This is a genomic window from Gordonia sp. NPDC003376 (assembly GCF_053589235.1).
The window spans coordinates 1-13,200 of sequence record NZ_JBSFRM010000045.1; the positions used below are offsets into that span (position 1 = coordinate 1).

Annotated in this window: 9 protein-coding genes; 4 read left to right on the top strand and 5 right to left on the bottom strand. The window is 66.9% G+C overall.

The features are described from left to right. Positions 1 to 320: 320 nt before the first annotated feature. The 5 genes from ACWDUA_RS24900 to ACWDUA_RS24920 form a co-directional block, all read right to left on the bottom strand. Positions 321 to 1,913 (bottom strand): AAA family ATPase, encoded by a 1,593-nt coding sequence (locus ACWDUA_RS24900; RefSeq protein WP_449753707.1) that lies wholly within the window; start codon positions 1,911 to 1,913, stop codon positions 321 to 323. 147 nt (positions 1,914 to 2,060) lie between these two features. Next, positions 2,061 to 2,945, bottom strand: coding sequence for a catechol 1,2-dioxygenase (gene catA, locus ACWDUA_RS24905; RefSeq protein ID WP_449753708.1), 885 nt, complete (start codon positions 2,943 to 2,945; stop codon positions 2,061 to 2,063). Positions 2,946 to 3,001: 56 nt separating this feature from the next. Further along, positions 3,002 to 3,286 (bottom strand): muconolactone Delta-isomerase, encoded by a 285-nt coding sequence (catC, locus tag ACWDUA_RS24910; protein ID WP_449753709.1) that lies wholly within the window; start codon positions 3,284 to 3,286, stop codon positions 3,002 to 3,004. Between the two features lie 50 nt (positions 3,287 to 3,336). Continuing rightward, positions 3,337 to 4,440, bottom strand: coding sequence for a mandelate racemase/muconate lactonizing enzyme family protein (locus ACWDUA_RS24915; protein ID WP_449753710.1), 1,104 nt, complete (start codon positions 4,438 to 4,440; stop codon positions 3,337 to 3,339). Beyond that, positions 4,437 to 5,393: a LysR family transcriptional regulator gene (locus ACWDUA_RS24920; RefSeq protein ID WP_449753711.1), complete on the bottom strand. Its 957-nt coding sequence runs from the start codon at positions 5,391 to 5,393 to the stop codon at positions 4,437 to 4,439. Before ACWDUA_RS24920 ends, ACWDUA_RS24915 begins: the two co-directional genes overlap by 4 nt. A 242-nt stretch (positions 5,394 to 5,635) precedes the next feature. Between ACWDUA_RS24920 and benA the strand changes: the two genes are divergently transcribed. Genes benA through ACWDUA_RS24940 form a run of 4 tightly spaced genes read left to right on the top strand, consistent with a single transcriptional unit; the run spans position 5,636 to position 13,065 of the window. Continuing rightward, positions 5,636 to 7,036, top strand: a complete 1,401-nt coding sequence (gene benA, locus ACWDUA_RS24925) for a benzoate 1,2-dioxygenase large subunit (protein ID WP_449753712.1) — start codon at positions 5,636 to 5,638, stop codon at positions 7,034 to 7,036. A gap of 58 nt (positions 7,037 to 7,094) precedes the next feature. Continuing rightward, positions 7,095 to 7,640: a benzoate 1,2-dioxygenase small subunit gene (gene benB / locus ACWDUA_RS24930; protein WP_449753713.1), complete on the top strand. Its 546-nt coding sequence runs from the start codon at positions 7,095 to 7,097 to the stop codon at positions 7,638 to 7,640. Positions 7,641 to 7,654: 14 nt separating this feature from the next. Beyond that, a complete protein-coding gene (gene benC, locus ACWDUA_RS24935) occupies positions 7,655 to 10,459 on the top strand; it encodes a benzoate 1,2-dioxygenase electron transfer component BenC (protein WP_449753714.1) in 2,805 nt (934 codons plus the stop codon). Between the two features lie 59 nt (positions 10,460 to 10,518). Next, entirely contained in the window at positions 10,519 to 13,065 is a 2,547-nt protein-coding gene (locus ACWDUA_RS24940) for a LuxR C-terminal-related transcriptional regulator (RefSeq protein ID WP_449753715.1), read from the top strand. Positions 13,066 to 13,200: the final 135 nt, after the last annotated feature.

The window sequence follows — 13,200 nt, forward strand, 5'->3', positions numbered from 1 at the left end:
GACTGTCGATAGAGCTTGTGTTCTTTGAGAACTTCATAGAGATAGGGGTGGGTGTCGGAACCTCCGCCGGTCACGTTGGTGAGTTCGGCCGGCGGAGGTTTCGACACGCCTTGTCGCTACGCTCCTCGTCGGCTCAATCGCCAACGGCGGGTGACTGATTGAGCCTTCAGTGCTCCTCGTCGGCTCAACCACCAACGGCTGGTCGCTACGCGCCTCGTCGGATCAACCGTCCGAGCCCACCAACGGCCGGTTGCCGATCGATCCGAAACCGGGATCAGAGGGCAGTGGCGCAACCACTTCGGAGTGGTCGCAGGCCTGTCTTACCGCAGCAACTCCCGCTCCTCATAGGGGACGTAGTACAGGCCACGGAAGGCGGCACCACTGGCGAAGACGGCGACGTCGAGTTCGGTGCCTCGATGCTTGGCCATCCGCAAGGCCAGCCGGAGCAGCATCTTGATGTCCCGGGGCGTGATCTCGGGGAAGCCGCCGACAAGGTCGTCCAGCAGGTCTTCGGCGAGCACGACGTCGTTGCCGGCGGCCAGGATCTGCCAGACTCGCCGGGCGTCCTTCGCCGACGGCGGGTTGTATTCGATCACCGCGGCACAACGCGCCAGGATCGCCTCGTCCACACCGTCCACACGATTCGTGGTCAGGAACAACAGACCGTCGAAATACTCCAGCGTGCGCAGGAATTCGGCGACGATGGCGTTCTGTACGAGGTCCAGGCCGCGTTCCATGACGAACACATCTGCCTCGTCGAGCAGCAGCACCGCATCCCACCGCTTGGCGCGGTCGAAGATCACCTCCAGGTTCTTGCGCACCAATTCTGCTGTCACGCCCAGAGATCCGGAGTGGATCGAGTACAGCGGGCGACCCGTCACCTCGGCGTACACCTCTGCGGTCAACGTCTTCCCCACCCCAGGCCGACCCTTGGCCAGGATCACGTTGCCGGCCGACTTGCCGTCGATGATGTCGCCGGTGAAGACCGAGATGTCGGTGGTCAGGATGTTCAGCAGTTCCCGCTGCTCGTCCGGAAGCACCAATTTGTGTTGCAGGTCGGCGTCATAGACGTAGCCGGTGAGATCACCGGTATTCACGTCGAGGAAGTCCTGGGCGCCCAGATCGAACACGCGAACCGCGGTGATCACCGGGACCGTGCCGTACTCCCCGTCGTCGAACAGGATCGACGGCGCCACCATGCGCAACGCCGCGATCTCCGACGGCGCCACGTCGTGCACCACCTTGCGGTTCTCCCGCTTGTTGGGTGCACGGTAGTCGTCGGCGCGGATCACCCGGCCGGTGTAGCGGAACTGCCTGCCGAACCCCTCGTCGATGATCCGCTGGTAATCATCCCGTCGCGCTTGGTATTCGGCCTTCAGCTCGGCAGTCTCCTTGTACGCGCCACCGGACACCAGAACATCTCCGGGTGACTTGCCGACGACCTCGGTCTGCTCGAACACCAGCAGCCGCGGTTTGCGCGAGGGCCGCTTCACCGTCGCATTGTCGGCCTCCATGGTGAACTTGATCCGCGGTCCGTGAGTACGGTCGGCATGCTCCATCGTGATGTCCATGACCAGGTACGGATGCAGATACCCGTCGGTCTCCCGCACATAGAGCCATCCGTCGATCTGGTCGTGCCGCAAGAAACTCCGGAAGATCTCGGTGGCCGCATCGACATGCGGGATCACCGGGAACGACCCGGTCCGGGCCGACACGATCGCCGTGACCGCCCGGGCGAACGACTCATCCCCGAATGCCTTGGCGGTCGCAACCAGGTCGGCGAGTGCGGCATCGGTGAGATCGCGGTCGATGATCCCGATCTCGGCCGATCTCCACGACGAGGCCTGGGCGCGGGCGGCGGCGAGATCGTCGGACGAGGTCGCCGCGACGAGAGTGGTGGGGGCTACGAGCATGGGAGAACCTTCTTACCGGATATGCGACGTACCGGATATGCAACCCGGACATGCAACCAGGCGGGGGACGAACCGAGAAGGGCAGGAGTACTTCCCGATTCGTCGCCCCGCCTCGTCAGTGGCCACCGAGCAACGGGCGGTGGCAGATCAGGCCTCGGGATCGAGGACGAAATCGTAGTCGACGAGGACACCCTCACCGGTCGGGTTGTCACGCGGGTCGAGCATCAGCTCGGGCTTGACGGCCGAGGCGATGTCGTCGTCGTTGTGCGGGTCGCCCGGGAAGTACAGCTGCGTGGTGATCAGCTCGTAGCCGGGGGCGCTGACCTTGAAGTGCAGGTGAGCCGGACGCCACGCATGCCAGCCGGCCGCGGCGATCAGCTGACCGCAAGCACCGTCGGTCGGGATCTGGTAGGGCGCCGGACGCAGGCTGTGGATCTCGAATCGGCCGTCGTCGTTGGTCTTCCAGGTACCGCGCAGGTTCCACTCGGGCAGACCCGGCGCGAACTGCGAGTAGAAGCCGAGGTCGTCGGCGTGCCACAGCTCCACCTTGGCGTCGGACAGCGGGGTGCCGTCGACGGCACGCACCTGACCGGCGAACACCATCGGGGTGCCCGGCTCGTCGTCGCGCATCGGAATGGTTCCGTTCCAGCCCAATTCGGGTGAACCCGAGAGGTAGTACGGGCCCTCGATGGTGCCCTTGCTGCCCTCACGGTGGGCGTTGGCGACCTCTTCGACCGAATGCTCGAGCCAGACGTCGAGGAACAGCGGCCACTCACCGGTCTCACCGACCTTGATCAGCCACGCCTTGAGCGCGTTGTACTCCTCGTAGCCGACCTTGTCCTCGATCACGATGTCGTTGAGCGTCTTGACCACCTTGGATGCGAGGTAGTTCACACGGGCGGTGTCGACCACGCCCGAGCGCCCACCCCCGGTGGCCATACGCTCCTGGAACCGGGCCGAGGCATTGGCACCGGACTCGGCGGCCTTGGCGGTCACCTCGGCATCGAAGCTGCTGTCCACGGTGTTCGTCATCTTGGGTACTCCTTAGGGTGTGATGGCCTGGGGCTGATGCTGTGGGTGAGGGCCGGTCAGCCCGCAGCGATGTCGGACGGGTGGGTGGCCAGCGGGGTCACCTTGATGTCCATGTAGGGGAAGAGGGGAAGCGCGGACAGGACGTCATGCAGCTCGTTGTTGTCGGCGACGTCGAAGATCGAGTAGTTCGAGTACTCCCCGACGATCCGCCAGATGTGCGGCCACTTGCCCGAACGCTGCAGTTCCTGCGAGTACGCCTTCTCCCGGGCCACGGTCTCGGCACGGACCTCGGGATCGAGATCGTTGGGGATGTTGACGTCCATGCGAACGTGGAAGAGCATCGGTGGGTCTCCTGTCTGCGGGCGGATCGGGCTGTGGTCTACGTGGTGGATCAGCGGTCGACGCGGTAGCGGTCGAGCTTTTCCGGATCGATCTCGATGCCGATCCCGGGTTCGGACGATCCGTGCAGGTGTCCGTCGCGGATCTGCAGCGGCTTGGTGAGCAGGTCGTCGCTCATGTCGAGGAAGTTCGACAGCTCCCCGGCGTACCGCGAGGTCAGCTGGTAGGCCGAACCGAAGGCCAGCGCGCACGCGGTCCCGACCTGACCGTCGATCTGGTTGCCCATCACCACCTCGATGCCGAGGCCTTCGGCGAGGTGATGCACGCGCCGCGACCACGTGAAACCGGTACGCGCGGTCTTGATGCTGATCGCGGTGGCCGAACGGCCGAGGATCTCCCGGGTGACGTCGGCGGCGGTGGGCACCGACTCGTCGGCGATGAACGGCACGTCGAGTTGCTCGACCAACCAGCGCCGACCGAGGACGTCGTCGGCGGGGCACAGTTCCTCGGCGAACAGCAGGTCGAGATCGGCCATCTCCTTCATCGCACGTAGCGATTCGGCTGCGGTCCAGCCGCGGTTGCCGTCGACGTAGAGCTCGATCTCGTCACCGAAACGTTCTCGCAGCGCACGCACCACGGCGGTGTCGAGGCCGACCGGTCGGCGGCCGACCTTCACCTTGAAGGTGGCGATGCCGTAGGTGTCGCGCATGCGCTCCGCCTCGGCGACCATCTTGGCCGGTTCGTCGAACCCGAGCATGTGGCTGACCCGCATGCGATCGGTGTAGCCGCCGAGCATCTCGCTCACCGGCAACTTCATGGTCTTGCCGAGCGCATCCCAGATCGCCATGTCCACAGCCGCTTTCGCGGTGGGGTTGCCGATCGTTCGGGCCAGGGACGCGACCATCTGCTCGCGTTCGAGCAGGGTCAGTCCGATCAGTTGCGGCGCGAACACCGTCTCGATCACCGCGACGATGCCCTGCTGGGTCTCGCCGTAGGTGAACGGGCGCGGCGGCGCTTCGGCCACTCCCACGATCCCGTCATCGGTGTGTACCCGCACCAGCACATGCGTCGCGACCGACACTTCACCCGAGGCGAAGCGCAACGGCTTGCGGTACGGAATGGCGAACGGGATCGCCTCGATCGCGGTGATCTTCATCGGATCTCTCTCATCGGGGTCTCCCCCATCGGGTACGCAGACACCTGCGCCGTGGACGTTGTTGTTGCGGTGGACATGTCGAATGCGTCGCCGATGACGCGGGCTACCGCGGCGACGACCGGATTGGGGTTGCCGGCCGTCCAGGCCAGTGCGATGTCGGTGGACACGGCATCGGCGAGCTCGCGGATCACCAAGCCGTCCAACGCAAGCGCACGCACCGAGGCCGGGAGGACGGCCACGCCGAGACCGGCTGCGACGAGGGCCAGCAACACCGGGGTGCCCGACGCGTCGTGGGCCCGCTGAGGAACGAATCCGGCGCGGCGACAGCTACGGACGGTGGCGTCGTTGACCGCCGAGTCGCGGCTGTCGTACATGACGAAGGGCTCGTTGCGCAGGTCGGTCATCGAGATCACCGGTTCCACGGCGAGTCGGTGATCAGCCGAGACCACCAGCACCTGCGGCTCGACGTCGATGGTGCGGATCTCGAAGCCATCACCCACCACCGGCGGGCGCAGGACACCGAGGTCGAGTTCACCGGACTGCAGAGCGGTGCACTGCATCGGGGTGAGCATGTCCGACGAGATCCGCAACTCGACGTCGGGCAGGGCCTGCTTGACCGCGCGGGCGATCCGCGGCAGGTGCGAGAAGGCGGCGATCCCGGTCAGCCCCAGTCTCACCACACCACTGCGCCCGGCGGCAATGCGACGCACCCCGTCGACGGCGGTGTCGACGTCGGCGAGGATCCGGTCGGCCTCCACCTTCAGGAACTCGCCGGCAGGCGTGAGCGCCACCTGCCGGGTGGTGCGGGTGAACAGGGTGACGTCGAGCTCGGACTCGAGCTGGCGGATCGCATAGGAGAGGGCCGGCTGGGCCACGTGCAGCATCTGCGCCGCCTGCCCGAAGTGGCAGGTCTCGGCGACGGCTGCAAAGTAGCGCAGGTGCCGCAGCTCCATGGTCAGTACCCTTCCGAACCCCGGTGGTCACCTCGTTGTGATCACCCTCGCAGCGCACTGTGATGAACACCACGTATGACCTCACGGTAAACCCAACATAGATACGAAACAAGGACACAGATTCGGCCTATTCATCGATGAATCTGATCAATCGAATGCTTGGCCAAGACTGGCAATACCACCGGTGTGACCGACGCCACGTACTGGAAGTGTCGAAGTACAGCCCACTTCAGGAGGTACTCATGACCGTCACCGATCGGCCCACCCCGACCACTCCCCCGGAGTCGGTGACCGCGCACGTTCGTCAGGTCCTGTCCGATGCCGTGATCGACGACCGTGACGCCGGCATCTACCGCGCCAATCGACGGATCTTCACCGACGAGGAGATCTTCGAGCTGGAGATGCGCCACATCTTCGAGGGAAACTGGATCTACCTGGCCCACGAGAGTCAGCTCCCCGAGCCCGGCGACTACTTCACCACCTACATCGGCCGTCAGCCCGTGGTGATCACCCGCGACAAGTCCGGTGAACTGCACTGCCTGATCAACGCCTGCGCCCACCGCGGCGCGATGATCTGCCGCCGCAAGACCGACAATCGGATGACCCTGACCTGCCCGTTCCACGGCTGGACCTTCCGCAACGACGGCACCCTGCTCAAGGTGAAGGACCCCGAGGGCGCCGGATACCCGGATACGTTCGACGTCAACGGATCTCACAACCTCACCGCGGTCGCGAAGTTCGGCGCCTACCGGGGCTTCCTGTTCGGCAGCCTCAACCCCGACGTGCTGCCGTTGGAGGAACATCTCGGCGACACCCGCACCGTCATCGACATGCTGGTCGATCAGTCGCCGGACGGCCTCGAAGTGCTCCGCGGGTCGTCCACCTATACCTACGACGGCAACTGGAAGGTGCAGGCGGAGAACGGCGCCGACGGCTACCACGTGACCGCCACCCACTGGAACTACGCCGCCACCACCTCCCGCCGCAACACCGGGGAGTCCAAGAACGACACCAAGGCCCTCGACGCCGGCGGCTGGGGCAAGTCCGGTGGCGGCTACTGGTCGTTCCCGCACGGTCACCTGTGCCTGTGGACCTGGGCCGCCAACCCGCAGGACCGCCCGCTGTGGGACAGGATGGACGAGCTCAAATCCCAATTCGGCGACGCCAAGGGCGAGTTCATGGTCAAGGGTTCGCGCAACCTGTGCCTGTACCCGAATGTGTATCTGATGGACCAGTTCTCGACACAGATCCGGCACTTCCGCCCGATCGCGCCGGACAAGACCGAGGTGACGATCTACTGCATCGCCCCGAAGGGGGAGAGCGACGAGGCACGCGCCCACCGCATCCGGCAGTACGAGGACTTCTTCAACGCCTCCGGCATGGCCACCCCGGACGACCTCGAGGAGTTCCGGTCGTGCCAGCTCACCTTCCGGGCGACCGCCGCCCCGTGGAACGACATGAGTCGTGGTGCGCAGCACTGGCTCTCGGGCCCGGACGAGGTGGCCACCACCCTCGGCATGAGCGGGATCGTATCCGCGGGTGTCCGCAACGAGGACGAGGGTCTGTACCCCGTGCAGCACGGCTACTGGTTGCAGACGATGACCGCGGCAGCCGACGCCGAGGACGCCGCCGCCCAGGCGTGACCACACGATTGCATCGAATCCACCTCGTCGCCGACGCTCTTCCGGACAGGACACCGACATGACCACCACCGAGAACACCCCCGCCCCCACCTCCGACACCGCCACCGGGACCGCCCTGATCACCCAGAACATGATCGAGCAGTTCCTCTACCGTGAGGCACGCCATCTCGACGACCGCGAGTTCGAGAAGTGGCTGGACTGCTATGCCGACGACGTCGTCTACTGGATGCCCGCCTGGACCGACGACGATCGGCTGGTCGAGAACCCGCAGCGCGACATCTCGCTGATCTATTACGCCAACAAGGGCGGCCTGGAGGACCGGGTCTTCCGCATCCGCACCGAACGGTCGTCGGCGACGTCACTCCCCGAACCGCGTACCAGTCACAACATCACCAACGTCGAGGTGATCGAACGTCGCGGAGATCTCGTCGACATCCGATTCAACTGGCACACCATGTATTTCCGCTACAACACCGTCGACCCGTACTACGGCACCTCCTTCTACACGATCGACTTCTCCGGACCGTCACCGCTGATCCGCCGCAAGACCGTGGTGCTCAAGAACGACTACATCCACCACGTGGTGGATGTCTACCACTTCTGAGAGGCGGACCGGCCATGACCGCCACCACCGAAACCGGCGCCCGCAGCACCTCGTCCGCGGCAGCGCCGACCCACCAGGTCGCACTCGCCTTCGAGGACGGCGTGACCCGCTTCATCACCTGTCGAGAGGACCAGACCGTCGCCGACGCGTCCTATCGGCAGCGCATCAACATTCCGCTCGACTGCCGCGACGGGGCCTGCGGAACGTGTAAGGCGTTCTGCGAATCCGGCGAGTACGACGGAGGCGTCTACATCGAGGACGCCCTCTCCGACGACGAGAGCGCCGCCGGTTACGCCCTGCCGTGCTGCATGAAACCGCAGTCGGATCTGGTGCTGCAGATCGCGGCCACCTCCGACATCGCCAAGACCGCGGCCGGCGAGTTCACCGGCACCGTCGTCGGTCTGGACCGGTTGTCGGAGTCGACGATGCGGCTGGAGATCGAGATCGCCAACCGCGCCGACCTCGCCTTCCTACCCGGCCAGTACGTCAATGTCGCGGTCCCCGGCACCGACGACGGCTCGGGCGAGATGCTGCGCCGCTCCTACTCGTTCGCCAACGGACCCCACGAGGAGCGGCTGGTCTTCCTGATCAAGCTGACCCCGGGCGGCGCGATGTCGACCTACCTCACCGACCGCGCCCGGCGCGGCGAGACCATCGGCTTCACCGGCCCCCACGGATCGTTCTTCCTGCGGGAGTCGTCGCGTCCGGTGCTGCTGTTGGCCGGCGGCACCGGGCTTGCGCCCATCCTGTCGATGTTGCGGTCGCTGCACACCGAGAAGAGCCCGCGCAAGGCACATCTGATCTACGGTGTGTCCACCGACACCGACCTGGTGGCGCTCGACGAGATCGAGTACTTCGCCCGCGAACTGCCCGGCTTCACCTGGGATCACTGTGTATCCGACCCGAACAGCACCGCGGTCAACAAGGGCTATGTGATGAGCCTGATCGAACCACGTCACCTCTACGACGGCGACGTCGCACTCTATCTGTGCGGGCCGCCTCCGATGGTCGAGTCGGTCCGCCGCCACGTCGTCGACACCGGTATCGAACCGGTGGGTTTCTACTACGAGAAGTTCGCGCTCGCGGTACCCGCCGGCGCCCGGCCGGAGACGACCGAGACCGCGGCGACCACGCCGGGCGCCACCGTCGTCCCCACTGTCGCCGACGAACTCATCGAGGCCGGCGACGGGCGGGCCATCGCCGGCCAGCAGATCCTGACACCGAAAGCGTTGCCGGCCTGGACCGGCGAACGGTACGCCGCCACCGACACCGGGATCGGGAGCATCGCCGGCCAGCAGGTGTGGCCGACGACGGGTGCGGCTGCGCCAGGCCTCGACGCCGACGGCTCCCTGCTGCCGGTCGCCGACGGCCGGATGATCGCCGGCCAGGAGATATTCAGGGCTGCAGCACGATCCGAGACTTGGGGCGCCGAGGGCGTTGGTGCCGAATCACCTGTTCGTCCGGTCCGAGCAGCCGACCCCGTCGCGACCCGACCACCGGAACCGGCCGCCACGTCGGACATCCCCGAACCCACCGTCACCGCACAGGGATATGTGATCGGTGAGGAACATCCGGGGGTCCACGAGTCCGATGCGTTGTTCGAGGCCCGAGCCGCCCTGGAACTCGGTGCACTGGAACTGACCTTCGGTCGGCTGACCAGCGGTCAGCTCGCCGGATACCGTCTGCTCGCCGAGGCCACCGTGCCCTACGTCGACAACGATCACTTCGTCGACGCCGCCGAGTACACCGAGACCAACGCGGCGTTCCATGACTACCTCTTCGCCCTCACCGGCAACGAGCATCTGCTCGACGCCTACCAGGCGCTCGGGGTGAAGGGCCGGATGGGCGAGGTGCTGCGCAATGCGACGTGGTGTCACCCGTTGTGCGCCCAGGACCACCTCGACATCGTGGACGCCTTCGTCTCCGGGGATCGCGACGCCGCGCGGGGTCTCATCTCGGCGCATGCCGACCGATCCAAGCAGACCATGCGCCGGGCGATGGCCGACGAGCTGCAACGGCGCCGGCCGCGGTTCATCACGCCGGGACGGTTCACCGGCAAGGTGGTCGTGGTGACCGGTGCAGCACAGGGTATCGGGGAGCAGACCGCCCGCCGGATCGCTGCCGAGGGTGGTTCGGTCGTGTGCGCCGACCGCTCGGAACTGGTTCGAGAGCTGGTGGATTCGCTCACCGTCGACGGGGCCCGGGCTGCCGCGGTGCTCGCCGACCTCGAGAGCTATGCGGGTGCGGCATCGGTGGTGGCCACCGCCATCGAGCGCTTCGGCCGGGTGGACGTGCTGGTCAACAACGTGGGCGGGGCGATCAACTTCAAACCGTTCGTGGAGTTCTCCGACACCGAGATCCGCGCCGAGATCGACCGGTCACTGATGACCACGCTCTACGCCTGCCGGGCGGTGCTGCCGTCGATGGTGTCGCACGGGTCGGGCGTGATCGTGAACGTGTCGTCGGCGGCCACGCGCGGCATCCACCGAATTCCGTACTCGGCGGCCAAGGGCGGGATCAATGCGATCACCGCATCTCTGGCGATGGAGTACGCCGATCACGGCATCCGTGTGGTGGCCACCGCACCCGGGGGCACCGAGGCGCCGGCACGGCGGATCTCGCGGGGCACGCCCACTCCGACCGACCCCACCGCCCAGCAGTGGTTCGACGCGCACATCGAGCAGACCGTCTCGTCGTCGCTGCTGAAGCGCTACGGCACCCTCGACGAGCAGGCTGCCGCGATCTGCTTCCTGGCATCGGAGGAGGCGTCCTACATCACCGGGACGGTGCTGCCGGTCGCGGGCGGAGATCTCGGATAGTCGCCACCGAAATGCGCCACTTCCGGTGGACGGGAGTGCGCGCACCTAGGATTGACCGGGTGATCATCGAGGCCGGCTGTGTCGGTCGCGATCGGGAGATCGCGGAGATCCTCGACCGCGCCGCACGTTCGGGTGGCGCGGTCCCCGCCGTCGTGGCCCCGCTCGTCGCAGCTCCCCTCGTCGCAGCTCCCCTTGTCGTCGTCGGGGCACCCGGGATCGGGAAGAGCACCCTGTTGCGCCGGCTCGTGTCCCGCGCCGACGAGGTCGCGGTGCCGATCCGGGTGATCGACGACGCCGACACCCTCGCTCCCGGTGCGCTCGAGGCCCGCGCTCTCGACGACGCCACCGTGTTCACGGTCCTGGCGGTGACGCACCAGACCCCCGCCATCGAGTCACTGCTGGGGGATGTGCTGCGACTCGGCGGTCTCGATCGGGATGCGGTGGCCGAGTTGGCGACCCTGCGCGGACGGGTGGTGCATCCTGCGGTGATCACCCGATTGACCCGACACACCCGCGGCAACCCTCGCGACATCATCGCCCTGCTCGACGAGGTGCCGCCCCATCAGTGGTCACGGTCGGAGATCACCTTGCCCGCCCCTCGCCGCGTCGTCGAGGAGGTGGCCTCGACACTCGGTGGGTGTCCCGGGCCCGCCCGCGCCCTGATCGAGGCGATCACTGTCGTCGACGACCCCGAGTCCTTCTCTCTCGCAGTAGAACTCGCAGGAGTCGACGATCTGCTGCGCGCACTCGACGACGCCCGGGCGTCCGGTCTGGTCGTCACGCCGGCGACGCTGACCCCCGCCGATCTGCAACCCCGTCCGGCCGATGCGCTGGTCAGGGCCGCTGTGCTCGAGGTGATGGGTATCGCCCGGGTCGGTGAGATGCACCGGCGTACAGCCGAACTCGCCGACGATCGGATCGTGCGGCTACGGCATCTGGTGGCGGCCACCCCCACCCCCGACACCGAACTCGCCGATCAGCTCGACCGTCTCGCGCACGACAGTGGCGGCGACGGGGCGTGGGCACAGGCGGCCGAACTGTTCTCGCAAGCCGGACGGCTCACCGCCGATCCCCTGCTGCGCGAACAACGCATCATCCGGGCCCTCGACGCACGACTCGCCGCAGGTGACTGTGTCGGCGCGGCCGCCCTGGTCCCGGCGGTCGAGAGCCTGCGTGAGACCGCCATGCGCAACGTCACCCTGGCCTATCTGGCGATCCTGCGCGGCCGGTCCACCGAGGCCCACGTCCGCCTCGACCGCGCCTGGGCGATCGTCAACCGGGATCGCGAACCGGAGGTGGCCGCGGTGATCGCGCAACGGTATGTGCTTCACCATCTGGTGCGATGCCAGGGCGCCGAGCTCGTCACCTGGGCCGAGAGGTCGATCGCGATGGCCGGGGACTCCTCCCCGGCGGGAATCGAGGCCGCCAGCATCCGTGGACTGGGGCAGGCCTGGTCGGGCCGACCGGATCTCGCGTTCGCATCGTATGACGAACTGGCCGAACGGGTCCGGGCCGGTGCGCAGGCGCAGCGGGTCACCATGGGACGGGGGTGGCTGCAACTGGGCACCGGCGACGTGACCGCCGCCCGCAGCAGTCTGGAGTCCGCGGTGGCGATGGCCGCGCTCGGGGGCTCCAACCGGATCTCGCTGTGGTCGATGGCATGGCTGGCGCGGGTGCATTTCCTCACCGGCGAGTGGGATCAGGCGCTGCAAGTCACCGACCAGGGACGACGCCTCGCGCATGACAGCGGCATCGATCTCACCACTCCTCTGCTGAATTACACCGCGACACAGATTCATTCATTGCGTGGCGACTGGGACGCGGCGGAGTCGGATGTGGCGGAGGCCGCCGGCCCCATCGGCGACTACGAGATCATGCGGGTCCCCACGTTGCTGGCTCGCGCCCAGCTGGCCGAGGCACACGCCGACTACGGCAAGGTGATCCGAACGCTTGAACCGGTGCGGCAGCTGGCGCAGACCACCCCGGCGCTCGTCGAACCCGGCTGGTGGACCTGGGTGGACGTCCTGGCGAACGCGCTGGTGATCGACGGGCAACTCGAGGCCGCCGATGCACTGCTCACCCCGCACGAGGTACTGGCCGAGCAGCGCGGACATCGCCCTGCCCGAGCGCGATTGGCGTATGCGCGGGGCAGGCTGTTGGGCACCGAGGGGGACATCCACGCCGCACAGCGCTCGTTCATCGCGGCCCTGGAGTTTCTCGACGGCTCCCCGCTGCGCCATGATCTGGCGCGGGTGAACTTCGCCTACGGACAAACGCTGCGGCGCGCGGGAAAACGCCGTGCCGCCGACGCCGTGATGAGCACCGCCCGCGAGATCTATCTGTCGCTGGGTGCGACCACCTATGTGGAACGGTGCGATCGGGAGATCAAGGCCGGTGGACTGCACACCGCCCGCGCCGATCGCGACATCGTCGACCTCACCCCGCAGGAGGATGCGGTGGCGACTCTGGTGGCCCAGGGCATGTCGAATCGCGAGGTCGCCGCCCAGCTGTACATCTCCCCGAAGACGGTGCAGTACCACCTGACCCGGATCTACGCCAAGCTCGGGGTCCGGTCGCGGGCCGAACTCGCGGCGTCACGGAGATGACGGGCGGGGTCGAACTCCGCGACCGAGGTTTCGACACGTCTCGTCGCTACGCTCCTCACCGGCTCAACCATCAACTGGGCATTGCTGATTGAGCCGGGACCGAGCCCGAAGGGCGAGGACCCGAGTCGAAATCTC

Bases quoted from the DNA above. Each gene is read 5' to 3' on its own strand.
- benC (WP_449753714.1), top strand. From the start codon at position 7,655: ATGACCGCCACCACCGAAACCGGCGCCCGCAGCACCTCGTCCGCGGCA.
- ACWDUA_RS24900 (WP_449753707.1), bottom strand. From the start codon at position 1,913: ATGCTCGTAGCCCCCACCACTCTCGTCGCGGCGACCTCGTCCGACGAT.
- benB (WP_449753713.1), top strand. From the start codon at position 7,095: ATGACCACCACCGAGAACACCCCCGCCCCCACCTCCGACACCGCCACC.
- catC (WP_449753709.1), bottom strand. From the start codon at position 3,286: ATGCTCTTCCACGTTCGCATGGACGTCAACATCCCCAACGATCTCGAT.
- ACWDUA_RS24915 (WP_449753710.1), bottom strand. From the start codon at position 4,440: ATGAAGATCACCGCGATCGAGGCGATCCCGTTCGCCATTCCGTACCGC.
- benA (WP_449753712.1), top strand. From the start codon at position 5,636: ATGACCGTCACCGATCGGCCCACCCCGACCACTCCCCCGGAGTCGGTG.
- ACWDUA_RS24920 (WP_449753711.1), bottom strand. From the start codon at position 5,393: ATGGAGCTGCGGCACCTGCGCTACTTTGCAGCCGTCGCCGAGACCTGC.
- catA (WP_449753708.1), bottom strand. From the start codon at position 2,945: ATGACGAACACCGTGGACAGCAGCTTCGATGCCGAGGTGACCGCCAAG.